Source organism: Burkholderia sp. BCC1996, from assembly GCF_905339955.1.
Taxonomy (GTDB): domain Bacteria; phylum Pseudomonadota; class Gammaproteobacteria; order Burkholderiales; family Burkholderiaceae; genus Burkholderia.
In genome coordinates this window covers 34,184-56,076 of the sequence record NZ_CAJPHM010000028.1, presented here as the reverse complement: position 1 = coordinate 56,076, position 21,893 = coordinate 34,184, and the positions used below count along the sequence as shown (strand labels likewise).

General features: G+C 69.0%; 19 protein-coding genes. 6 read left to right on the top strand and 13 right to left on the bottom strand.

Translation table 11 applies throughout. The features are described from left to right. The first annotated feature begins 168 nt into the window (after positions 1-168). Positions 169-1,530, top strand: coding sequence for a hypothetical protein (locus U4Z64_RS30780; protein ID WP_321821941.1), 1,362 nt, complete (start codon positions 169-171; stop codon positions 1,528-1,530). Positions 1,531-1,650: 120 nt separating this feature from the next. On the opposite strand, the gene U4Z64_RS30775 is transcribed toward U4Z64_RS30780, so the two are convergent. The 3 genes from U4Z64_RS30775 to U4Z64_RS30765 all read right to left on the bottom strand — a co-directional run bounded on the left by U4Z64_RS30775 (position 1,651) and on the right by U4Z64_RS30765 (position 6,045). Beyond that, the gene (locus U4Z64_RS30775) at positions 1,651-2,097 is read right to left on the bottom strand and encodes a nuclear transport factor 2 family protein (protein ID WP_321803345.1); all 447 of its coding nucleotides are present in this window, start codon (positions 2,095-2,097) and stop codon (positions 1,651-1,653) included. A 98-nt stretch (positions 2,098-2,195) separates the two neighbouring features. Beyond that, a complete protein-coding gene (locus U4Z64_RS30770) occupies positions 2,196-4,394 on the bottom strand; it encodes a penicillin-binding protein 1A (RefSeq protein WP_321821940.1) in 2,199 nt (732 codons plus the stop codon). Positions 4,395-4,491: 97 nt separating this feature from the next. Continuing rightward, on the bottom strand, positions 4,492-6,045 hold the full coding sequence (locus tag U4Z64_RS30765) for a PLP-dependent aminotransferase family protein (protein ID WP_321821939.1): 1,554 nt from the start codon (positions 6,043-6,045) through the stop codon (positions 4,492-4,494). Positions 6,046-6,171: 126 nt separating this feature from the next. Between U4Z64_RS30765 and U4Z64_RS30760 the strand changes: the two genes are divergently transcribed. Then, the gene (locus tag U4Z64_RS30760; RefSeq protein ID WP_321821938.1) at positions 6,172-6,810 is read left to right on the top strand and encodes an FMN-binding negative transcriptional regulator; all 639 of its coding nucleotides are present in this window, start codon (positions 6,172-6,174) and stop codon (positions 6,808-6,810) included. 49 nt (positions 6,811-6,859) lie between these two features. Here U4Z64_RS30760 and U4Z64_RS30755 read toward each other — a convergent pair whose 3' ends face one another. Continuing rightward, positions 6,860-7,450, bottom strand: a complete 591-nt coding sequence (locus U4Z64_RS30755) for a thioredoxin family protein (RefSeq protein WP_321803338.1) — start codon at positions 7,448-7,450, stop codon at positions 6,860-6,862. Positions 7,451-7,677: 227 nt separating this feature from the next. Between U4Z64_RS30755 and U4Z64_RS30750 the strand changes: the two genes are divergently transcribed. After that, positions 7,678-8,418 carry a response regulator gene (locus tag U4Z64_RS30750; RefSeq protein WP_321821937.1) on the top strand — a complete coding sequence of 247 codons (741 nt, stop codon included), beginning with the start codon at positions 7,678-7,680 and terminating at the stop codon, positions 8,416-8,418. Continuing rightward, the gene (locus tag U4Z64_RS30745; protein ID WP_321821936.1) at positions 8,415-9,737 is read left to right on the top strand and encodes an ATP-binding protein; all 1,323 of its coding nucleotides are present in this window, start codon (positions 8,415-8,417) and stop codon (positions 9,735-9,737) included. The genes U4Z64_RS30750 and U4Z64_RS30745 overlap by 4 nt, the downstream gene beginning before the upstream one ends. Before the next feature lie 61 nt (positions 9,738-9,798). Here U4Z64_RS30745 and U4Z64_RS30740 read toward each other — a convergent pair whose 3' ends face one another. The 4 genes from U4Z64_RS30740 to U4Z64_RS30725 all read right to left on the bottom strand — a co-directional run bounded on the left by U4Z64_RS30740 (position 9,799) and on the right by U4Z64_RS30725 (position 12,596). Next, positions 9,799-10,410: an alpha/beta fold hydrolase gene (locus U4Z64_RS30740; protein WP_321821935.1), complete on the bottom strand. Its 612-nt coding sequence runs from the start codon at positions 10,408-10,410 to the stop codon at positions 9,799-9,801. 52 nt (positions 10,411-10,462) lie between these two features. Then, the gene (locus U4Z64_RS30735) at positions 10,463-11,197 is read right to left on the bottom strand and encodes a metallophosphoesterase family protein (RefSeq protein WP_321821934.1); all 735 of its coding nucleotides are present in this window, start codon (positions 11,195-11,197) and stop codon (positions 10,463-10,465) included. Between the two features lie 106 nt (positions 11,198-11,303). Further along, a complete protein-coding gene (locus tag U4Z64_RS30730; protein WP_321821933.1) occupies positions 11,304-11,840 on the bottom strand; it encodes a GNAT family protein in 537 nt (178 codons plus the stop codon). Between the two features lie 123 nt (positions 11,841-11,963). Further along, the gene (locus U4Z64_RS30725; RefSeq protein WP_321821932.1) at positions 11,964-12,596 is read right to left on the bottom strand and encodes a LysE family translocator; all 633 of its coding nucleotides are present in this window, start codon (positions 12,594-12,596) and stop codon (positions 11,964-11,966) included. A gap of 317 nt (positions 12,597-12,913) precedes the next feature. Here U4Z64_RS30725 and U4Z64_RS30720 point away from each other — a divergent pair, with 317 nt between their 5' ends. Together U4Z64_RS30720 and U4Z64_RS30715 are read left to right on the top strand one after the other, a co-directional pair. Then, positions 12,914-14,107, top strand: coding sequence for a porin (locus U4Z64_RS30720; protein WP_044847424.1), 1,194 nt, complete (start codon positions 12,914-12,916; stop codon positions 14,105-14,107). Between the two features lie 658 nt (positions 14,108-14,765). Then, positions 14,766-16,688, top strand: a complete 1,923-nt coding sequence (locus tag U4Z64_RS30715; protein WP_321821931.1) for an SMP-30/gluconolactonase/LRE family protein — start codon at positions 14,766-14,768, stop codon at positions 16,686-16,688. 34 nt (positions 16,689-16,722) lie between these two features. On the opposite strand, the gene U4Z64_RS30710 is transcribed toward U4Z64_RS30715, so the two are convergent. The 5 genes from U4Z64_RS30710 to U4Z64_RS30690 all read right to left on the bottom strand — a co-directional run bounded on the left by U4Z64_RS30710 (position 16,723) and on the right by U4Z64_RS30690 (position 21,765). Continuing rightward, the gene (locus U4Z64_RS30710; protein WP_321821930.1) at positions 16,723-17,673 is read right to left on the bottom strand and encodes a c-type cytochrome; all 951 of its coding nucleotides are present in this window, start codon (positions 17,671-17,673) and stop codon (positions 16,723-16,725) included. Beyond that, complete coding sequence (locus U4Z64_RS30705) at positions 17,670-18,356, bottom strand: c-type cytochrome (protein ID WP_321803323.1); 687 nt, start codon at positions 18,354-18,356, stop codon at positions 17,670-17,672. The genes U4Z64_RS30710 and U4Z64_RS30705 overlap by 4 nt, the downstream gene beginning before the upstream one ends. A 46-nt stretch (positions 18,357-18,402) precedes the next feature. Next, the gene (locus tag U4Z64_RS30700; protein ID WP_321821929.1) at positions 18,403-19,455 is read right to left on the bottom strand and encodes a substrate-binding domain-containing protein; all 1,053 of its coding nucleotides are present in this window, start codon (positions 19,453-19,455) and stop codon (positions 18,403-18,405) included. 8 nt (positions 19,456-19,463) lie between these two features. Next, positions 19,464-20,255, bottom strand: coding sequence for a transcriptional initiation protein Tat (locus U4Z64_RS30695; RefSeq protein ID WP_321821928.1), 792 nt, complete (start codon positions 20,253-20,255; stop codon positions 19,464-19,466). Positions 20,256-20,469: 214 nt separating this feature from the next. Continuing rightward, a complete protein-coding gene (locus U4Z64_RS30690) occupies positions 20,470-21,765 on the bottom strand; it encodes an MFS transporter (RefSeq protein ID WP_321821927.1) in 1,296 nt (431 codons plus the stop codon). Between the last annotated feature and the right edge of the window lie 128 nt (positions 21,766-21,893).

Genomic DNA, 21,893 nt, shown 5'->3' with positions numbered 1-21,893 from the left:
CGGGGAGGCGGCCCTGCCGATTCGTGTCCGCGCGGGTAGAATGAAAGATCTGACGACTCATTAGCCGCCATTGGACCGAACGCGTTGTACTGCGAACGACTCCACCGCGAAGAGACGTCGGCGCCGGGCACATGCGTGCGGCCGGCGTGTCGATGGCTCGCGCGGGAGATGCGCCGTTCGCAACGTGCGGCGGCCGGTTCGGCCGATGGCTTCGATCGCATGATGCTCTCCGACCTGACGCGGCGGTTGTACAAGCCGCGTTGCCGTACCCTCGCGGTCGCCACGCATGTGTGGCTCGCGGCCGTTCTCCCGATCTCCGTGCTCGTCGCGCGGCCCGCCTTTGCCGCGTCCGACGTGCCGTCGGCAACTGCTACGTCATCCTCATCAACGGCTTCGGCCGCGCGTTCGACGTCGTCGGCGCATGTGTCGTCGGGAGTCGCGTCGTCATCCGCGGCTTCGGCCACGCGTTCGGCTTCGCCGGCGCGTGTGTCGTCGGGCGTTGCGTCGTCATCCACTGCTTCGGCCGCGCATCCGGCTTCGCCGGCGCATGTGTCGTCCGGAGTCGCTCCGTCATCCGCGGCATCCGCCGCGCATCATGCGTCGCCTGCCAGCGGGGCATCCCCGGCTTCCGCTGCATCGGCAGCATCGGAGGCATCGCCTGCATCGGCAGCATCCGGCACGCCGGCAAGCGAAGCCGAAGCACCCGCACCGACGCCGCCGCGCCGGCATCCGCCGCTGTCGGCCGACGAAGCGAAGAGCGCAACCGCGCGTGCGATCGACATGCGCAAGCGCTTCACGCAGGAAGTCACGCGACGCCTGAACGTGCCCGCGAGCGAGCAGCGCGCGTATGGCGTCCGTCTTCAGCAGGCGCTCGCCGATGCAGACCTCGGCGACCTGGCCGGCGAATACGTCGCGATCGTCGACCGCGCGCCGAACGTGCAGGCGCTGTTCATCTACTTCCGCGCGACGCCGACCAATGCGTGGCTGATGATCGGCGCGTCGCCGGTCGGCACCGGCTGGCCCGGCAAATACGATCACTTCCTGACGCCGCTCGGCGTGTTCCACCACTCGCCCGACAACATGGATTTCCGCGCGGAAGGCACGACGAACGACAACGGTATTCGCGGCTACGGCAAGCGCGACATGCGCATCTACGACTTCGGCTGGGTGGACGGCGAGCGCGGCTGGGGCAAGGGCGGCAAGTCGCCGATGCGCTTCCAGATGCACGCGACCGATCCCGATCGCCTCGAGCCGCTGCTAGGCATCCGGCACTCGAAAGGCTGCGTGCGGATTCCTGCTTCGCTGAACGCGTTCCTGGACCAGCACGGCATCCTCGACGACGACTACGAGGCGCGCGTCGAGGACGGCAAGTCGTTGTGGGTGCTGCGCCGCGATCGCGACGTCACGCCGATCGCCGGGCGCTACCTGGTCGTGATCGACAGCGCGCGCAAGACGCGTCCGGCATGGTCGCCGGCGCCGGGACGCAACGCATGGTCGAAGCTGCCGAAGAGCGGCGACACGGCGGACTGACGACAGCCGGTCCGCCGGCGCGACGAAGGTTGCGCGGCGTGGGCGCCGGAGTTCGACGCACTGGCCGCGACGCTCGCGGCGGCCTGAGCGCATTGCCGGCCGCGTTCGCCGGCCGGCGCGTCAAGCGGCCGGCGCATCGTTCAGGTGGCGACGCAGGTCGCCCGCGAAATCGAACAGCGTGTAGTCGCGGAACGCGAAACGCCATGCGCCGTCGACGCGCTCGAACGCGTCGTGATAGCGGCCCGCCGCGATCGGCTGCAGCGCGAGGCCGTCGACGGCCTGCAGCACCGTGTAGTACGAGCGAGCCGTCGCGCGATGCGCGGCTTCGTCGATCTCGATGAGCGGATTCGTGATTACATGCTTCGTGCGCGGCGTGCCGCACGCGTAGCGCTTCACGCGCGCGTCGAACAGCGCGAGCAATTCATCGGCGCCGATCGTCGGCGCCGCTTCCTCGACCTTGATCCGCGCATGCCGGAACAGCGCCGCCATCCCCGGCAGGTCGCCGGCGTCGAGCAGCTCCGCGTAGCGGTACAGCAGGTTCGCGATTTGGACAGCGCTGTGGGTCATGCGGCCTCCGGCATCGATGGACGGGTTGCGTCGATGATGCGCGGTGCGGGCCGGGATCGCTTCGTCCGGGTGGACGAAGCGTCTTAGTCGTGCCACGCTCAGCGGAAAATCTTCAGCCAGTCGAACAGGCCCGGATGCGGACGCCGCCTCGGCGCCGGCGCCGGCGCGCTGCGCGGCCGGAAGTCGGGCGAAAACTGCACATGTGGGTCGATCGCACGCGCACGCAGCGCCGCATCGTAGAACGAGCCGACGATCGGCAGCGCGCTGTGCGCGCCCGCGCCCCAATAGTCGCTGCGCAGCGTCACGTTGCCGTCGTCGAAGCCGACCCACGCGCCGGCCACCAGTTGCGGATGCATCAGGATGAACCAGCCGTCCGTGTTGTCCTGCGTCGTGCCGGTCTTGCCCGCGACGTCGATGCGAATCCCGTAGCGCGAACGGATGTCGGCACCGGTCCCGTAATCGACGACGCCGCGCATCACGTCGACCAGCGTCTGTGCCGCGGCCACCGGCATCGCGCGTTCGGGCGGCGCGCTGCCGAACGCGGCGAGCACCTTGCCGTCGCGATCCTCGATGCGCGTGATCATCTGCGGCGCGACGTACACGCCGCGGTTCGCGATCGTCCCGTACGCGGACACCATTTCCTTCAGCGTGACGGGGCTCGTACCGAGCGCGAGCGACGGCACCGCGTCGAGCGGGCTTTCGCGCACGCCCATCGCACGTGCGAGCTGTGCGACCCTGGGCGCGCCTTCGCGCTGCATCACCTGCGCGGTGATGCGATTGCGCGACAGGGCGAGCGCGTCGCGCAGGGTCATCGGCGCGTCCGTCGGCGGTTCGGCATCGGTCGGACGCCACACCGCGTGCGCGCCGATCGGGATCGCCACCGGACGATCGACGAACGTATCGTCCGGCCGCATGCCGTCCGCGAACGCGGCGCCATAGACGAACGGCTTGAACGTCGAGCCCGGCTGGCGCCGCGCCTGCACGACGTGATCGAACGGCTCGCTGCCGAAATCGGGGCTGCCGACCCACGCGCGAATCGCGCCGTTGCGCGGATCGAGCGCGACGAAGCCGGCCTGTACCTGCGTCTTGCGCTCGCACAACGCGCGCACGAACGCGCGATTCGCGCCGAGTTGCTTCAGCGCGGCCGCGTCGGCGAGCCCCGCGGCGCGCGCGTCACGATAGTCGGGCGTCTGCCGGATGAAGCCGCGGAACAGGTCGTTGCGCAGCCCGCAGCCGGACGGGTTGTGCCACGCGTCATCGGCGATCGCCTGCAGGCGATCGGTTTGCTGCGTCAGCGCTTGCGTCGCGATGTCCTGCAGCTGCGCATCGAGCGTCGTGCGCACGACGAGGCCGTCCGCGTAGAGGTCGTAGTTGTTGCGGTCGGCCCAGGCGATCAGCCACTTGCGCAGTTGCACCGCGAAGTGCGGGGCGGGGCCCGGCTGCGCAGTCTGCGGCTCGAAGTCGACGCGCAGCGGGCGGCGCTGCAGTTGCGCGAGCTGCCGCGGCGACAGCATGCCCATCGCGGCCATCCGCGCGAGCACGATGTTGCGGCGCTGGACCGCGCGCTCCGGATTCAGCACCGGGTTGTAGTAGCTGTTGCCCTTCAGCATCCCGACGAGCGTCGCGCTTTCGACGATGTCGAGCTGGTCCGCCGATTTGCCGAAATAGGTGCGCGCAGCCATTTCGACGCCGTACGCGTTGTACAGGAACGGCACGGTGTTCAGGTAAGTTTCGAGAACCTCGTCCTTGCTGTACACCGCCTCGATCTTGAACGCGGTGATCAGCTCCTTCACCTTGCGCGTGAGCGTCGGCGCGCGGCCGACTTCGTCCGGATACAGGTTGCGGGCAAGCTGCTGCGTGATCGTCGAGCCGCCCTGGCGGCTGCCCGAGAACGTATGCAGCCCGGCCGCGAGCGTGCGGCGCCAGTCGATGCCGTGATGCGCGTAGAAGCGGTGGTCCTCGGTCGCGATCAGCGCGTCGACCATGTGCGGCGAGATCTGCTTGAGCGGCACCCATTCGCGATTCACGGGCCGGAATTCGGCGATCAGCTGGCCGTCGGCCGACAGCACGCGCGCCGGACGGTCGATGCGCGCCTTGCGGATGTCGCCGATGCTCGGCGTGAACGGCACGAACACGAGCAGGACCAGCAGGCCGAGCACGGGGATCGCGGCGAGCGTCAGCGCGACGCCGCGGCGCGTCGGATGGCGCAGGCGATGCAATGCACCGGCGCCGAGCGCGCGGGCGCCGGTACGGCAGCGAAGCCACAGATCTCGAAGATACGGCACGAAGCGATTCACGGCGGCAGGAGCGCGAGCGGAAAAGGCGCGATCCTAGCAAACCGAGCAGCGTCACTTGTGGCCAAAACGCCGGTTTTCCTGCAGGCGTTACAGACGATTACGTTTGTTGCCCGCGGACAACCTTTGGTCGCGTGCGCCGCCGCGATTCCTCCGACGAATCGACGCCGGCGGCTTCGCCGACTACATCCGCGAGCCGCTGCGCGGCCGCTTCCATCCGTGCGCGATCGAACCCGCCGAAGCCGAGCACGAGGCCCGGACGCGCGGTGCCCGGCGCGAACATCGGCGACACCGCGCGCACCGCCACGCCCGCCTGCGCGGCGCGCGCCACCACGTCGAGATCGTCGATCCCTTCCGCGAGCCACAGCACGACGTGCATCCCCTGATCGCCCGGCTGCACCCAGGCGCGCTCGCGCGGCAGCCGCTTGCCGAGCGTGTCGATCAGCAGCGCGCGCTGTTCCGCGTAGACGCCGCGCACGCGGCGGATGTGGCGGTCGAGATGGCCTTCCGCGATGAAGGCGGCGAGTACGTGCTGATCGGCGGTCGGCGCGTGGCGATCCATCAGCGCGCGCGCGCCGCAGAACGCGGGCACGAGCTCGGCGGGCGCGATCACGTAGCCGAGCCGCAGCGACGGGAACAGGATCTTGCTGAACGTGCCGAGATAGATCACGTGTTCCGGATCCAGGCCTTGCAGCGACGGGAACGGATAGCCTTCGTAGCGCAGCTCGCTGTCGTAGTCGTCCTCGACCACCCATGCGCGATGCGCGCGCGCCCAGCCGAGCAGCGCGTTGCGGCGCGCCATGCTCATCGGCATCCCGAGCGGATACTGGTGCGATGGCGTGACGAACGCCGCGCGCGCGTCCGGCGCGAGATGGATGCCGGCCTCGACGTCGATGCCGTCCGCGTCGACCGGCACGCGGACCATCGCGTCGCGCCGCCCGGTGCTCTCGAGCAGCGCGGTGATGCCGCGATAGGCGGGATTCTCGACCCACGCGCGATCGTTCGGGCCGAGCAGGACCTGGCTCGCGAGGTGCAGGCCCTGTTGCGTGCCGCTCGTGATGACGACCTGCTCGGCGCTGCAGCGCACCGAGCGCGAGCGGCGCACGTAATCGGCGATCGCTTCGCGCAGCGGCAGCGCGCCTTGCGGATCCGCATAACCGGACGGCGCGCCGGCGCCGCGGGCGCGCAGGCGGTTGCCGAGCCGGCGCCAGATGTCGTCGGGCGCGGTGAGCCCGACCGGCACCGAGATCGCGAACGGCGCGGCCGGCAGCGGACGGAATTCGCGGGCGATCCGCGCGAACGTCGCGGCCGGTTCGGGCAGGCCGGCATGGGCGGCGCGCTGGCGGGCGGCGGGCGGTCCGCCAGCCGGCGGCGACGGCTCGGCCAGCGCGTTCGCGACCCGCGTGCCGGCGCCGCCGCGCGACTCCAGGAAGCCTTCGGCGACGAGTTGCGCATACGCGTCGACGACGGTGCCGCGCGAGACCTGCAGCGACGCCGCGAGCAGCCGCGTGGACGGCAGCGTGTCGCCGGGCCGCACGTCGCCGCGGCGCACCGCGTCCCGCAACGCCTGCGCGAGCTGGCGGCTCAGGTCGCCGGCCGCGCGGTCGAGCGCGCCGAGCGACGGGATTTCGACGATCCGGGCGGTCCTGGCCATGATTCTGGTCTGCTGAAAATGTTCTAAACCGGCTCTATAGCATAAACCAGTTAGCGATCACAATCGGGGCATGACGGGCCGGTTCCGACCCGTTCCCTCCCAACCCTGTCCGACCGTGGAGCCGCCATGTATGTCCCCGCCGATTTCGCCGAATCCCGTCCCGACGTGCTGCGCGAACTGATCGTCCAGCATCCGTTCGGCACCCTGGTCACGCGCGGGAACAGCGGGCTCGACGCGAACCACCTTCCGTTCGAACTGCTGCCGGACGACGGCGGCCTCGGCGAACTGCATGCGCACGTCGCGCGCGCGAATCCGGTCTGGCAGGACGTCGCGGACGGCGACGAGGTGCTCGTGATCTTCCGCGCCGGCGACGCGTACATCTCGCCGAACTGGTACCCGAGCAAGCACGTCGCGCATCGGCAGGTGCCGACGTGGAACTACGTGGTCGTGCATGCGCACGGCCGCGTCACCGTGCGCGACGACGAGAAGTTCGTGCGCGGCGTGGTCGCGCGGCTGACGCGCACGCACGAGGCGTCGCAGCCGGCGCCGTGGAAGATGGCCGACGCGCCGAAGGACTATCTCGACACGATGCTGCAGTCGATCGTCGGGCTGCAGATCGAGATCACGCGGCTCGTCGGCAAGCGCAAGCTCGGGCAGAACAAGGCGGTCGACGATATTCGCGGCGCGGGCGACGCGCTGATCGCGGACGGGAATCTCGCGATCGGGGAGGCGATGCTGGCGGAAGCCGACGCGAAGCGCGGGTGAGTCACGATGAATCGCACGGGGGCGCATGTGGCGCCCGCGCCGGCGCACGCTACTGCGTACGCGTCGCGCCCTTCGTCCCCATCGTTCCTTCTGCCGCCTGCGCCAGCGCCCCGCGAATCGCCGCTTCCGTCTTGTCATACCCGCCCTCGCCATACCGCGTATAGACGACCTTGCCGTTCGCGTCGATCAGGTACAGCGCGGGCCAGTACTGGTTGCCGTACGCGCGCCACGTGTCGTAGCGGTTGTCCTGCGCGACCGGATACTGGATGCCGAAGCGCCTGACCGCATCGGCGACGTTCTTCGCATCGCGTTCGAACGGATACTCCGGCGTATGCACGCCGACCACGACGAGCCCCTGGTCGCGATACTTCCGGTACCAGTCGTTCACGTACGGAATCGTATGAATGCAGTTGATGCACGAGTACGTCCAGAAATCGACCAGCACGACCTTGCCGCGCAGCTGGTCGAGCTTGAGCGGCGCGCTGTTGTGCCAGCGCTCGATGCCGGTGAAGTCGGGCGCCGGCGTGCCGGCCAGCGAGGCGGGCATGCCCGCGTCGTCGCGGGTGCCGGCGAACGCGGCGAGCCCGGCCGTGGCGGCGAGGGCGATCACGAGGGCGGCGGTCTTGAGTCTGGTCGGCATGGCGGTTCTCCGGTTCGGCCGGCCGCCGCGCGGGGGCGGCGGCCGGACAGGTTTCGACAGCCGTCATTGGGCCGCGCCGACGTATCTGTGATGTGTCCGGCCGGCCGTGCGTGTGCAATGTTGTGTGTCGTCACGGCGGCGCGATACATTGGGATACAAACGGGTGCCCGCGGTGGGGTATAAAAGCGGACATCGCCAGCCGGAACATCACGCCAACGACACCGCCCATGGACAAGATCGACCACGTACTGATCGTCGACGACGATCGCGCGATCCGCGAACTGATCGCGGACTACCTGGAGAAGAACGGCATGCGCGTGTCGCTCGCCGCGAACGGCCGCGAGATGCGCAACGTGCTCGACGACGGCGCGCCCGACCTGATCGTGCTCGACCTGATGATGCCCGGCGAGGACGGCCTCACGCTGTGCCGCGATCTGCGCGCGGGCAAGTTCCGGACGGTGCCGGTGCTGATGCTGACCGCGCGCGGCGAGGAAACCGACCGCATCATCGGTCTGGAGATGGGCGCCGACGACTATCTCGCAAAGCCGTTCGCGGTGCGCGAGCTGCTCGCGCGGATCCGCTCGGTGCTGCGCCGCGCGCGCATGCTGCCGCCCGGCATGCAGGTGACGGAGTCGGCCGCGATGCTCGCGTTCGGCGAATGGCGGCTCGACACGACGGGGCGTCACCTGCTCGACGCCGAAGGCACGCTGGTCGCGTTGAGCGGCGCCGAATACCGGCTGTTGCGCGTGTTCCTCGACAATCCGCAGCGCGTGCTGACGCGCGACCAGTTGCTCAACCTCACGCAGGGCCGGCAGTCCGATCCGTTCGACCGGTCGATCGACCTGCTCGTGAGCCGGCTGCGCCAGCGCCTGCGCGACGGCGCGCGCGAGCCGCGCTACATCAAGACGCTGCGCAACGAGGGCTACGTGTTCTCGTCGGCGGTGACCGCGGTCGAAGGCGACGCATGAGCGCGCGCACCCCGTGGCACTGGCCGCGCTCGCTGTTCGCGCGGCTCGCGCTGATCCTGTGCGTGGGCCTCGCGCTCGCGCAGACGCTGTCGTTCTGGCTCACGGTCACCGAGCGCGACCAGGCGACCACCAACCTGATGATGGGCTACATCGAACGCGAGGTCGCGAGTTCGGTCGCGCTGCTCGATCACCTGCCGCCCGACCAGCGTGCCGCGTGGTTGCCGCGTCTCGCACGGCGCAGCTACGCGTTCATCCTCGGGCCCGGCGAGACGGGCACGCCGCCGGAGGCGCGGCTCTCGGCGCGCGTCGAGCGCTCGATCTCGGACGGCATCGGCGGCGACTATCCGCTGACGGCGAACGCGATCCCCGGCGATCGCGAGCATCTGCAGGTGCATCTGCGCCTGACCGACGGCTCGCCGCTGACGATCGACATCCACCCGATGTCCACGGTGCCGCTGTCGGGCTGGCTGCCGGTCGTGCTCGCGCTGCAGCTCGCGGTGCTGGCCGGGTGCTGCTGGCTCGCGGTGCGGCTCGCGACGCGGCCGCTGAAGCAGCTCGCGCAGGCGGCCGACGCGCTCGGCCCCGACCTGAAAGGCGAACGCCTGAACGAGGACGGGCCGTCCGAAGTCGCGCGTGCCGCGCGGGCGTTCAACGCGATGCAGGACCGCATCGCGCAGTACATGGCTGAGCGCATGCAGATCCTCGCGTCGATCTCGCACGACCTGCAGACGCCGATCACGCGGATGCGGCTGCGCGTCGACGTGATGGACGACGACGCGCAGGGCGCGAAGCTGCGCCAGGACCTGCTCGAGATGGAGCATCTGGTGAAGGAAGGCGTCGCGTATGCGCGCACGCTGCACGGCACGGAAGAGGCCGCGCGCCGCATCGATCTCGATGCGCTGCTCGACAGCATCGTGTGCGACTACACGGATGCGGGGAAGGACGTCGCGCTGCATGGCGGCGCCCCGCTCGCGCTCGTCACGCGGCCGAAGGCGCTGCGCCGGATCGTCGGCAACCTCGTCGACAACGCGCTGAAGTTCGCGGGCGCGGCCGAGATCGACGTGCAGGCGGCGCCGGGCGGCGGCGCGGTCGTCGCGGTGCTCGATCGCGGGCCGGGCATTCCGGACGACCAGCTCGACGCGGTGTTCGAACCGTTCCGGCGCGTGGAGACGTCGCGCAATCGCGAGACGGGCGGCACGGGGCTCGGCCTCGCGATCGCGCGGCAGCTTGCGCTCGCGATGGGCGGCACGCTCACGTTGCGCAACCGGCCGGACGGCGGCGGACTCGAAGCGCGGTTGACGCTGGTGAACGCGACCTGACGCGACGCCGTGTAATGCGGTGCCAAGCGCGTCGCGGGCTTCGGAGTCGAAGCGGGCTGCGTCACACGCGCTGCAGATGCGCGTCGACGAGCGGCGCGAGCGTTTCGGCATGCACGGCCGCGAGATCGTGCCGGCCGCCCGGCACCACGTGCAGCCGTGCATCGGGCAGCCGTTCGAGCAGGCGTTTGCCTGCCGCGACCGGGCTGATCGGATCGTCGTCGCCCCACAGCAGCAGCGTCGGCTGCGCGATGCGGCCGATGCCCTGCGACAGGTCGGCGCGCAACGTCAGGAACCAGTCGGGCAATTGCGGGTTCGCTTGCGCGAAGCCGGCGCGCCAGTCCTGCGCGCCGAGCCCCTGCATGTCGAGGCCGCCCGACGTGACCGTCAGCACCAGGTGCGTGACGAGCGGCGCACGTTCGAGTGCCGCGCGCATCGCGATCACGCCGCCCATCGATTGCGCGATCACGGCGGTCGGCCGGTCGATCGCGATCAGCACATGACGCACGAGACCGTCGAAGTCGTCGACGGCCGGATCGCGCGGCGTGTCGCCGAAGCCCGGATAGCCGACGATCCGACGCTCGGCCGGATGCGCGAGGCGGCTCGCGAGCGGTTGCCAGAAGGCGGTGCTGCCCGATGCGCCGGGCAGGAACAGCAGTTGTGACGGAACGGGCATGACGGATTGGTGTTCTGGTGAACGAAGCGGGTGAATGGAAGGCGGCGATGCGTCAGCACCGGCCGGTGCGCAGCGCGACGCTCCAGTCGTCGCGGCCGCGCGATGCCGCGGTGGCGGCGGCCGTATGCCAGTCGTATTCGACCGCATGGAATTCGGTGTGCCAGCCGGCCGGCGTGCGCGACACCATCGCGTAGCGCGCATGCGGCGAACCCGTTTCGATCCGGTGCGGGTGCGGTAGATCGTCCGAGTACGCCTGTAGCCCGACACTGCCGGGGTTGACGATCAGCCGGCCGTCGTCGAGTTTCGCGAGGCGCGGCACGTGCGTATGGCCGCACAGAATCAGCGAGGCCGTCTCGTCGCCCGCGCGCTGCGCGATTTCATCGGGCGTCGCCGCACGGCAGCCGTCAGGCGTGACCGTTTCGAGGAAGTAGACGAGGTCGCTGGCAGGCGTGCCATGCACCATCAGCACATCGTCGCCGAGCGTCAGGCGCTCGGGCAGCGCGGCGATCCATGCGCGCTGGTCGTCGCGCAGCGTGTCGTGCGCCCAGCGGTCGGACAGCCGCATCGTGTCGCGATCGCCGGTCAGCAGTTGCCGTTCGTGATTGCCCTTGATGGTCGGCAGGTCGAGCGCGATCAGGCGGTCGGCCGTTGCGGCCGGATGGAGCGCGCCCGACACGATGTCGCCGAGGTTGACGATCACGTCGGCGCCGCGGCGGCGCACGTCGTCGAGCACCGCGTCGAGCGCGGCGAGGTTGCCGTGGATGTCGGACAGCGCGGCGATTTTCATGGCGAAGGAGTCGAAGCGGGGAACGGCGATTGTCGCGAATTCGCCGCGGGTCGTCCATTCGCGTCGACGGCGTGCGGATCGGCGGGTCGCGCGTCGCGTCGGCCCGTCAGTCGGTCGCGAGGCGCGCGTACAGCGCGAAATCGCCCGGTGCGCCGCGCACCATCCGGTATGCACGCAGCAATCCTTCGTACCGGTAGCCGCATTTCTGCAGCCCGCGCGCGGAGCCGGCATTGCTGGTCAGCACGACGCCCTGGATCCGCATGAAGCCGCCTTCGGCGAACGCCCACGCAGTGACGCTCGCGCACAGCGCGCTCGCGATGCCGCGCCCCCAGTGCGACGGCGCGAGATCGTACGCGATCTCGGCCGAGCGGTGCGCGGTGGATACCGTATGCAGCCCGATGGTCCCGGCGAGCACGCTCGACGCGTCGTCGACGATCGCGAGGCGGCGGATCGAATCCGGATGAGCCGATTCGATGCCGTCGAACAGCGGCAGCAGATCGTCGCGCGCATGCAGGTTCCAGCTCGTGTGGCGGACGACGTCGGGATTCGACAGGTATGCGTACCACGTGTCGAGATTCGCGCGGTCGAGCTGGCGCAGCGACAGGCCGGGGAAACCGGAGCGGGGCGGGACGTCGATTCTCATCGCGAGCCTGTTGAGACCGTTGCGGGCAATGCGACCCGCGCGAACGGCGCGCCTGAAGCGCTCGAAGCACCCGAAGCGCCCGAAGCACCCGAAGCACCCGAAGCACCGCGCATGCCGATGCCCCTACGCAGCATGCCGACGATACAGCGCGAGCGATCCCGCCAGCGCGAGCAGCATCGCACCGCACGTGCGTTCGAGCCACAGCGCGCCCGAGCGCTTCAGCAGCCGCACGGCGCGCGCGCCGAGCAGCGCGTAGCCGAACATCACCGCGCCGTCGAGCAGCGCGAACGTGACCGCGAGCGCAACGTATTGCGGCGCGAGCGGGGCGGCCGGATCGAGGAACTGCGGCAGGAACGCGGAGAAGAACAGATAGCCCTTCGGATTCGTCACCGCGGTCAGGAAGCTCTTCGCGAAGATCGACGCGTTGCGTTCGTACGCCGCGCCGCCATGCGCGACGGCGACGTCGAGCGAGCCCTTCGACGTGAGCAGCCGGATGCCGACGTACGCGAGATAGGCGGCGCCGAGCCATTTCACCACCGAGAACCAGAACGCCGAGGCCATCAGCAGCGCGCCGAGGCCGAGCGCGACCGCGACGATCAGCACGAAGTCGGACAGCATCGCGCCGGCGAAGCCGTAGGCCGCGCGGCGCACGCCGTAGCGCGAGCCGTTGGTCAGTGCGAGCAGCACGGTCGGGCCGGGCGTCGCGATCCCGACGAACGCGACGGCGGCGAAGATCAGCAGGGTCGATTGATGCATGCCGAAGACTCCCGGTGGAAGGCGGGTGCCCGATTATCGGGCGCGCGGCCTCGCGCTGTACAGGGACGTCCGCCGCGCGGCTGATTATCTCGATTTTGGCAAGAAGCTGTTTTCATTATTGCGCTATCGACCGGAACCGGTTCCAACTACCATGGCGGCCGCGGCGGGCATGCTGGCCGCGACGTCGCGCGCGCGTTTCGCATGCGCGCGTTCCCGTGTGCGGACGCCGCCGGCCTCGCCATGCCGGCGGATCTCGCCGACCGCACGCGCTACTCGCATAGAACAACGGGTTCACCGCCCGGAGACGCTAAAAAATCATGAACAAGCAACTGATCGCAGCACCGCTGCTGCTCTCGCTCGCGGGCATCGCCTCCGCGCAAAGCTCCGTCACGCTGTACGGCATCGTCGATGCGGGCGTGACCTATCGCAGCAACGAACGGGTCGGCTCGCCGGGCGCCTATACGGGGCACTCGGACGTCGCCCTGACCACCGGCAACCTGTCCGGTAGCCGCTGGGGCATCAAGGGCGCCGAGGATCTCGGCGGCGGGATGCGCGCGCTGTTCGTGCTCGAGAACGGCTTCGACATCACCAACGGCACGTCGGGCCAGGGCGGCCGCCAGTTCGGCCGGCAGGCGTTCGTCGGCGTCGGCAGCGACCGCTACGGCACGGTCACGCTCGGTCGCCAGTACACGTCGCTCGACGACTTCGTGAGCCCGGTCGGCCCGTCGTCGTTCATCGGCGGCTTCGGCGCGCATCCGGGCGACATCGACGACCTCGACCAGACCGCGCGCGTCGACAGCTCGATCAAGTACACGAGCGCGAACTACGCGGGCTTCACGTTCGGCGCGCTGTACGGCTTCGGCAGCCAGCCGGGCAGCATGAAGCAGCGCAACACGTGGAGCGTCGGCGCGGCGTACGCGGCGGGGCCGCTGCGCGTGGGCGTCGGCTACGAGCGTTCGGACAACAGCAAGACGGGCGCGACCGACCCGACCGCCGGCAAGTGGCGGAGCACCGACGACGGCCTGTTCAACTCGTCGATCAACGAAGGCTATGCGAGCGCGCAGTCGCAGCAGATCATCGCGACCGGCGCGACGTACGACTTCGGCCCGGCCGTGGTCGGGGTGAACTACAGCAACGTGCAGTACCGCAGCGGTGCCCAGTCGCTGTTCAGCGGTCATGCGACGTTCAACGTCGCGGGCGTGTTCACGCGCTGGAACGTGCAGCCGCAGACGCAACTGTTCGCGGGCTACAGCTACACGCGCGGCAGCGACGTCGACGGCATCGACAACCGCGCGCAGTATCACAACGTCACGCTCGGTGCGGTCTACGACCTGTCGAAGCGCACCAGCGTGTACCTGCTCGGCGCGTACCAGCATGCGTCGGGCACGACGCTCGACGCGCTCGGCCGGCCGGTGGCGGCGACCGCATCGGTGTCGGACAAGGCGAACGGCCACTCGTCCGACTCGCGATCGCAGGCGATCGTCAGCCTCGGGCTGCGTCAGAAGTTCTGATGGCATGCGCAGCCGGTGGCCCGCATTCGATGCGGGCCACCGGCTGCGCGACGTGTACCCAATCCTGTCGTATCCGGGCGGCTCGGACGGCGCGATGCCGGACGGCCCGCACCGGAGCGCATCGCCTTCACGTTCGGCCGGCGTGCGGCCTTCCCGGTTGACCTGCGGCCGTGTCTCCTTCCGCCGAATTCTCGGCACCTCCTCCGGGCTGCCTGCATCGGCAACGGCATTCCGTTGCGCATCGTCTTATTTCACTTCTTCACGATTTCCCGGCAATACGGTATGCGGCCCGCGCGTCCGGTAACGTGATGTCGCATGCGCCGAACAATATTTTTTCTTTCATTTTAATTTCGATTTGTAATCATTGAATCGACTTGCCGGCAATGGGAATTCAATGCGCGTGAATCAGAAAAAATGACGTATTTGTATTGGGCGATTCGGAATAAAGTGCCGAAGACCGCGGATCGCGAGAGCGCTGCCTGGCGGGGATCCGCGGTGCGACTTCCGGATCGGTCCATCTTCAGTCAGCCGGCGTCGCGCGGTAAAGGAACGCAATGAAAAATTCGACATGCAATTGAACCGGTTTTTTAAAAAATCACCGATATTTCATACGCGGCGAATTAGAGTGTCGAAAAACGATCGTCCGGGAGCATCATTCATGTTATCGAAACAAATTCGCGCGGCATTGCTTGGATTGTGCATGGCAATGCTGGCGCCGGTCAGTCACGCACAAGCGCAATACACGACGGACTGGCTCGCGAACACGTTCGGCACGCTCGCCGCGCACGTCGGCAACGGCGCGCGCTCGCTGTGGGTCGCCCCCGAGGGCGTGATCTATACGGCGTCGCGCTGGGACGAGAACGCGGGCGGCGTCGCGATCTACCAGAACGGGCAGACGCTCGGCACGATCGGCATCCATGACGAATTCCAGGGCGGCGCGATCACCGGCAACGCGAACGCGCTGTTCGTCGCGCTCGGCTACAACCGCACGTTCGGCAGCGGCTCGGTCGGCCGCTACAACCGCAGCACGAACCAGCGCGACCTGCGCATTCCGGTCAGCACGTGGACGGGCATCCAGTACGCGGACGTGATCACGGGCCTCGCGACGGCGGGCAACCTGCTGTACGCGAGCGACTTCTACGGCAACCGCGTGCGCGTCTACACGACGGACGGCGTGTGGCAGCGCGACATCGGCGTATCGGGGCCCGGCGCGCTGGCGCTCGACGCGGCCGGCAACCTGTGGGTCGCGCGCAAGAGCGCGGGCGTCGTCGCGCAGTTCAGCCCGACGGGCACGGCGATGAGCACGATCCAGATGGCGGCCCGTGCGCGGCCGGCATCGCTGTATTTCGATGCGCCGCGCGGGCAGTTGCTGGTGGGCGACGAAGGCCCCGACATGAACATCAAGATCTACACGCTCGCGGGCCAGCCCGTGCAGCTCGGCACGTTCGGCGTGCAGGGCGGCTATCTCGACACGACGTCGGGCATCAAGGGGCAGGTCGGCGACAAGCGCTTCACGCGCGTCGCAGGCATCGGCAAGGACGCGGCCGGCAACCTGTACGTGCTGAACAACGCGTGGGGCGGCGGCTGGGATCTCGGGCGCAACGGCAGCACCGACCTGCATTCGTACAACCCGACGGGCGCGCTGCAATGGAAGCTGCAGGCGCTGAACTTCGAGGGCGCCGCCGCGCCCGATCCGGCGACCGACGGTGCGTTCTTCTACAGCGGCAACAACGTGTACACCGGCACCGCGGGCGGCACGTTCGTCGCGAACACGATCGATCCGTTCAGCTATCCGAAGGACCCGCGCCTCGACATGAACGACTACCAGCGTGGCCAGCATTTTGGCCAGCTCGCGCTGGTAAAGGGCACCCGGATGCTCGTCGCGACCGGCCAGAACCCGGGCAACTACAACCTCTATCACTTCAACGGCGCGAGCGGCTACATCGCGATTCCGGACGGCTCGATTCCCGGCAAGCCGTTCAACACGACGCTGCAGGTAACGGCCGGTTTCTCGCTCGACGACAACGGCGACGTGTGGGCCGGGCTCGATCGCACCAACAACATCTCGCACTATCCGATGGCAGGTTTCGACGCGGCCGGGAAGCCGACATGGGGCAAGCCGGTGCAGATTCCGATTCCGCGCACCGTGCTGCCGCTCACGCGGATCATCTACCAGGCCGACAGCGACACGATGATCCTCGCGCAGGGCATCTCGGGCAGCTGGGACTGGACCGCGATGAACGGGCACATCGAGGTCTATCGCGGCTGGATGGCCGGCAACACGAGCACGCCGAACGTGGCGATCAACCTGACGAGCGCGAATCCGAAATCGATGGCGGCGGCCGGCCACTATCTGTTCGTCGGCTACGTGCACACGGTACCGAACGTCGACGTGTTCGACCTGAACACCGGCAGCCTCGTCACCACGTTGACGAACTCGAACACGTCGGCGATGGACGTCGGTAACGACGTCGACTCGATGTACGGCATCCGTGCGTACCTGCGCTCGACCGGCGAATACGTGATCACGAAGGACAACTACAACGGGTCGAGCCTCGTCGTGTATCGCTGGCGTCCGTGATGGTGCAAGCCGCGCCGCCCGCGCCGGCCAGGTCTCATGGCGCGCCGAGCACGCGGCCGTTCACCTCGCGTCCGTACATCGAGTCGGGCGTGTCGTGGAATTTCGCGCGGGTGTCCTGCACCGAGCCGGTGAAGCGCGGGTCCTGCGGGCGTTCGTGGCTGTCCATGAAGGTCGCGACGTCCCATGCTTCCTGATCGGTCAGCGTGCCGCCGAGCCCGAGCGGCATGTTGGCCTTCACGAAGCCGGCCGCGTTGCGGATGTCGCCCATCCCCGCGCCCCAGTTGAACGAGCGTGCGCCCCAGAGCGCCGGAAAGACCGGCTTGCCGCCGCTCGATTGTCCCTGGCCGTCCGCGCCGTGACACAGCGCGCAGTGCTGCGTGTAGACGGCGGCGCCGCGCGCGTAGTCGGCTTTTTGCGCGGGCGGCGGCAGTTTCGGGAAACCCTGGCCGGGCAGTTTCGCGCCGACCGGCGCGCCCTGCGCGAGCCAGTACGAATAGGTTTCGAGCGCAACGAGAATCGGATCGCCGGCCGGCGGCGCCTTGCCGTTCATGCTGTATCTGAAGCAACCCTGCAAGCGTTCGGCGAACGTGTTCACGTGGCCGTTCTTGATGCGGTAGGCCGGGTACAGCAGGTAGGCGGCCCACATCGGGCTCGAATCGGGCCGGCGGCCCGCGTCGAGGTGGCAGCTCGCGCAGGTCAGCTTGTTGCCGACGTACTTGCCCGCGAGCTCGGGCGTGTGCAGGAAGATCTGCTCGCCGAGCTTCACGGTCTTGCCGAAGTCGTCGGCGGGTATCGCGGATTCGGGGGGCGGCGTGAACGGCTTCGCCGTCGTCGTCGTCGTCGTCGCGGGAACGGTGGCCGCGGCGGAGGCGGAAGCGGCGGCCGGGGCGTCCTGCGGCGCGGCCGCGCACGCGAGCGCGGGCAGCCAGGCCGTACCGAGCAGCGCGGCACGCGCGCCGCGGACCACCATCGAGCGGTCGATCATCGTTGTTCTCCGTTCGCGGCGCCGCCGCGCGCATAGTAGGCGGCCACCGCGTCGATATCCGCGTCGGACAGCTTGCCGGCAATCATCGGCATCAGCGCCATCGGGCCGGGCGCGCGCGTGCCGCGCTTCCAGCCGTTCAGCTGGCCCGCGATGTACGCGGCCGGCTGGCCGGCGAGCGGCGGAAACGCGGTGCCTACGCCGAGGCCGCCCGCGCCGTGGCATTGCGCACAGGCGGGCAGGCCCTGCGACCAGCGTCCGCGCGTCGCGAGCCATGCGCCGGTGTTCGCCGGGTCGATCGACGCGGCGTCGGAAGCGGCAATGGCGGGCGCCGCGGGCAGGCTCGCGAAGTACGCCGAGACCGCGTCGCGATCGCGCGGCGACAGCAGTTTCGCGAGCGGCTGCATGACCGGATTCTGGCGGCTGCCGTCGGCGAACGCGGCGAGTTGAGCCGAAAGATAGGCGGCATGTGTGCCGGCGAGCCGCGGAAAGCCTGCGGCCGCGTTGCCTTCGCCCTGGGCGCCGTGGCAGCCGATGCATGCAGCCACGCCCGTCGTCGTGCCCCGGGTGGCGATGGTCTTGCCGAGCGCGACGTCGTCCGCGCGCGCATTGCCGGCCAGGAGCGCTGCCGCGGCGAGCAGCAGCGGCGCGAACCGGCGTCGCGGTGTGTCGACCGAATCGTTCACGGGTCCCCTCCTCATTGTCTGTCTTGTGGCGTGCGCAATTGCGCGATCAACCCGCGTCGGGCCGGTCCTGCCGTGGCGCAAGCTGCGGTGTCGGTGCCGTCGCGTCGTATTGCCCGAAGCCGTAGCGCGCGAAAATCCCGAACGCCTCGGGCGACTGGATGTACGCGAGCCACGCGCGTGCGGCTTCCGGATGCGGCGCGTGCTTCACCATCGCGCCTGCATAGATCGCCGTCGTATTGTGCGCGGGCGGAATGTCGATGTGCATCAGCGGATGCCCGACCTGTTCCTGGAACGCCGCTTCCGATTGCCACAGCACGCCGGCGTCGGCGCGTCCCTGCATCAGGAACAGCGCGGTTTCCCGATGATGGATGTGCGTGAGCTCGGCCGTGCCGGCGCGCACCTTGTCGTCGTAGACGGTGCGAGCGAGCGTATCGCCGCCGGCTTTCACGAGCGATGCGCGGATCTGCCGCGCGACGCCTTCGAACGCCGGGTTCGGCATCGCGAGCTTCACGTCGGGCCGCGCGAGATCGCTCAGCGACGCGATGTGCTTCGGATTGCCCGCGCGCACCATGATCGTCAACTGGTTGGTCACGTAGGGCACGGCCGGACCGTCGAGCGTGCCGTCCGCGATCAGTTCGTCGATCTTGCCGAGCCCGGCGAAATACGCGTCGGGCTCGACCGTCCACGTCATGTTGCCGACGGTGATCGTGCCGCTGGCGTGAATCTGCTTCACGAGCAGGCCGGGCGGGATCGTTTCCCAGTAGATGCGGCCGCGGTATTCCGGATGGTCGGTCTCGAACTGCGCGACGAGCGGCGCCATCGCGAAGAAGTAGTTGCCGCCAACGTACAGCACGAGCTTCGGCGCGGTGAGGTCGCCGTGAAAATCTGCGAGCACGTCGACCTGCGGCACCGTGAATTCGAGGCCGCGGTTCGTCGCGTCGTTGTTGCGGCCGTCCTGCCATGGCGGAAAGACGATGTTTGAAGCATTGGCCGGGGCGGCGAGCGACAGCGCCGACGTGCAGCAGAGCGCGGCCAGCGTGGCGGGCAGCGCCGTGCACCAGCGGCGTCGCAACGGTGCGCGCGTGCGGATCGATGTCATCGGGCGCCTCACTTCGCGTAAGTGAAACCGGCGTGCTGCAGCTCGGGCAGCGTACCGACCACGCCCGGCGTGACGATCGCCGACGGAATCACGTGGTTGGTCAGGTCGGCGGCGAGCGCGTCGAGCGGGAGATTGTCCGGATTCGCATTCGCGCGGTCGAGCCGTTCCGCGAGCTCCCAGATCGCGTTGTGGCATGCCAGGAACACGACGCCGCGCTGCTGCAGCGCGGCGATGCTGTTGTCGTGCGACGAGAACGCGCCATCAGGTAGTTCGTGATCCTTCGCGTCTTTCGACTGCGCGGGTTTCGCGGCGAGCAGCGTGTTGGTCGCGAACGCGGTGCCGGCGAATGTCGCGAGGCCGTATTTGTCCCACGCGGCCGGATCGAACAGCGCAAGATGCGCGGCGCCGTGCGTGGCCGACACGACGAGGAAGTCCGGATGACCGAACCCCCAGACCTGCGCGTTCAGCGCATTGCGCATCAGGTTCAGCCACGGGCCGCCGAGTTCGGTGTTGTCCCACACCTGCTTTGGGCCGCCGCGATAGCCGATCACTTCCATGAGCGCCGCGTGATCCCAATGATCGGGGCGCTCGACGATCATCGGCACCGTCTTGAAGTCGCGCCGTCTCGGTACGGCCGCGAGACGGCGGGTGAGGTCGGCGAGGCGCGTTGCGCCGCCGGCCAGCAGCGTGCCGGATTCGGGTGTCGCCGCGTGCGCGGTGCGCGCGGCGCCGAGCAGCGCCGTGCCGGCCGCGAGGCCGAGTGTCTTGAGCGCGCCGCGGCGCGCGTCCCGGTCGGACATCGAACTCTCCCATATCGTTTTTGTGGGGGCGTGCCGCTGCGCCGTGCCGCTGCGCAGCGTCGCCATCGCGTAGCCAGTCTAGAGGCGCGCGATCGACAGCGGAAATCGCGATATTGGATGGGAGATATTCGAGGGTGCGATGATTGGATGAAACGACAAGGCCGCGCGGTGCCGACTCATGCGGCGCCGCGCGGCCTTCGTCAGCCTTGAAAGGTCAGTGTGCGGTGCGTTCGCGCAGCACTTCCGACGGCCGTGCGTGGCGCACGAACACGCCGGCCAGCACCGCGCCCGCGAGTGCGATCGCGCCGGCCAGCACGAACGCGGACGCGAACGAGCCGCTGCGCTCGACGATGAAGCCGGTCACCGCCGGCCCGATCACGCCCGACAGGCTGCCCATGCAATGCAGGAAGCCGCTGACGCCGCCGACGCGCGCCGGATGCACGACGTCCTGCACGATCGCCCAATAGATCGCACCCGTCACGTACAGGAAGAACAGCGACACCGACATCAGCGCGACCGCGCCTTGCGTCGACTGCACGGCGCCCGCGACGGCCACGCACGCGCCGGCGCCGAGCAGGCAGGTGACGAGCACGATCCGGCGCGACAGCAGCAGGTTGCCGGTGAGCCGGTACAGCGCATCCGAGATCGCGCCGCCGCACGCGAGGCCGACCGTGCCGACGAGCCAGGGCACGACGGTGGCGACGCTCATCTCCTTGATGTTCAGATGGTGCGCACGCACGAGGTAGCTCGGGAACCAGCTCAGGAAGAAGAACAGCACGTAGTTGTAGCTGAAGAACGCGGCGGCCGTCGCGAGGATGCGCGGCTGGCGCACGTAGTGCGACAGCGTGTGTGCGGGCGTTGCGGGGCCGGCGGCGGCACCTGCGTGGGCGGGCGCAGCGGCGGGTGTCGCTGCGGGCGCACCCGCTGCGTCGCCGACCGGCGTGGCCGGACGGTCCGAGGTCGACATCATCCACACGACGACCCACACGAGCCCGATCGCACATACGATCCAGAACGCCGGTCGCCAGCCGAAGTGCGCGGCCAGCAGGCCGACGATCGGCCCGGCGATCGCGCCGCCGAGCGGCGACCCGGCGCTGAGCAGGCCCATCGCGGTCGCGGCGGCGTCGCGCGGCAGCCAGTTGTTGACCATCTTGTTCGCGGCCGAGCACAGCGGCCCTTCGGCCATGCCGAACAGCAGCCGCACGATCAGCAGGCTCACGAAGCCGACGGTGAGCGCGGTCATTCCGCAGAACACCGACCACAGCCCGACCGACAGCACGTATACGAGCTTCGGCCCGAGCCGGTCCGACGCGAGCCCGCCGATGAAATTGAACAGCGCGTAGCCGATGAAGAACGTGCTGAAGACGAGGCCCATCTGCGCTGCGTCGATGCCGAGATCGGTCTGCACGATCGGCGCGACGATCGACAGCGCGACGCGGTCGAGATAGTTGATGCCATACACCAGGAACAGCAGGAATACCGTGAACCACGCCTGCGACTTCTGCTTCATGTCCGTCTCCTTCGTGCCGGTGGGCCGGCCGTCATGGTTGTCTTGTCGATCGTTTGCCGCGTCGGCATGTGCGTCAGCGGGCAGGGGCACTGCGCGGTTCGCTCAGGAATCCTGCGAACCGGGGTAAG

Bases quoted from the DNA above. Each gene is read 5' to 3' on its own strand.
- U4Z64_RS30690 (WP_321821927.1), bottom strand. From the start codon at position 21,765: ATGAAGCAGAAGTCGCAGGCGTGGTTCACGGTATTCCTGCTGTTCCTG.
- U4Z64_RS30740 (WP_321821935.1), bottom strand. From the start codon at position 10,410: ATGCCCGTTCCGTCACAACTGCTGTTCCTGCCCGGCGCATCGGGCAGC.
- U4Z64_RS30755 (WP_321803338.1), bottom strand. From the start codon at position 7,450: ATGCCGACCAGACTCAAGACCGCCGCCCTCGTGATCGCCCTCGCCGCC.
- U4Z64_RS30775 (WP_321803345.1), bottom strand. From the start codon at position 2,097: ATGACCCACAGCGCTGTCCAAATCGCGAACCTGCTGTACCGCTACGCG.
- U4Z64_RS30715 (WP_321821931.1), top strand. From the start codon at position 14,766: ATGTTATCGAAACAAATTCGCGCGGCATTGCTTGGATTGTGCATGGCA.
- U4Z64_RS30695 (WP_321821928.1), bottom strand. From the start codon at position 20,255: ATGTCCGACCGGGACGCGCGCCGCGGCGCGCTCAAGACACTCGGCCTC.
- U4Z64_RS30725 (WP_321821932.1), bottom strand. From the start codon at position 12,596: ATGCATCAATCGACCCTGCTGATCTTCGCCGCCGTCGCGTTCGTCGGG.
- U4Z64_RS30700 (WP_321821929.1), bottom strand. From the start codon at position 19,455: ATGACATCGATCCGCACGCGCGCACCGTTGCGACGCCGCTGGTGCACG.
- U4Z64_RS30710 (WP_321821930.1), bottom strand. From the start codon at position 17,673: ATGATCGACCGCTCGATGGTGGTCCGCGGCGCGCGTGCCGCGCTGCTC.
- U4Z64_RS30780 (WP_321821941.1), top strand. From the start codon at position 169: ATGCGCCGTTCGCAACGTGCGGCGGCCGGTTCGGCCGATGGCTTCGAT.
- U4Z64_RS30765 (WP_321821939.1), bottom strand. From the start codon at position 6,045: ATGGCCAGGACCGCCCGGATCGTCGAAATCCCGTCGCTCGGCGCGCTC.
- U4Z64_RS30735 (WP_321821934.1), bottom strand. From the start codon at position 11,197: ATGAAAATCGCCGCGCTGTCCGACATCCACGGCAACCTCGCCGCGCTC.
- U4Z64_RS30760 (WP_321821938.1), top strand. From the start codon at position 6,172: ATGTATGTCCCCGCCGATTTCGCCGAATCCCGTCCCGACGTGCTGCGC.
- U4Z64_RS30730 (WP_321821933.1), bottom strand. From the start codon at position 11,840: ATGAGAATCGACGTCCCGCCCCGCTCCGGTTTCCCCGGCCTGTCGCTG.
- U4Z64_RS30745 (WP_321821936.1), top strand. From the start codon at position 8,415: ATGAGCGCGCGCACCCCGTGGCACTGGCCGCGCTCGCTGTTCGCGCGG.
- U4Z64_RS30750 (WP_321821937.1), top strand. From the start codon at position 7,678: ATGGACAAGATCGACCACGTACTGATCGTCGACGACGATCGCGCGATC.
- U4Z64_RS30720 (WP_044847424.1), top strand. From the start codon at position 12,914: ATGAACAAGCAACTGATCGCAGCACCGCTGCTGCTCTCGCTCGCGGGC.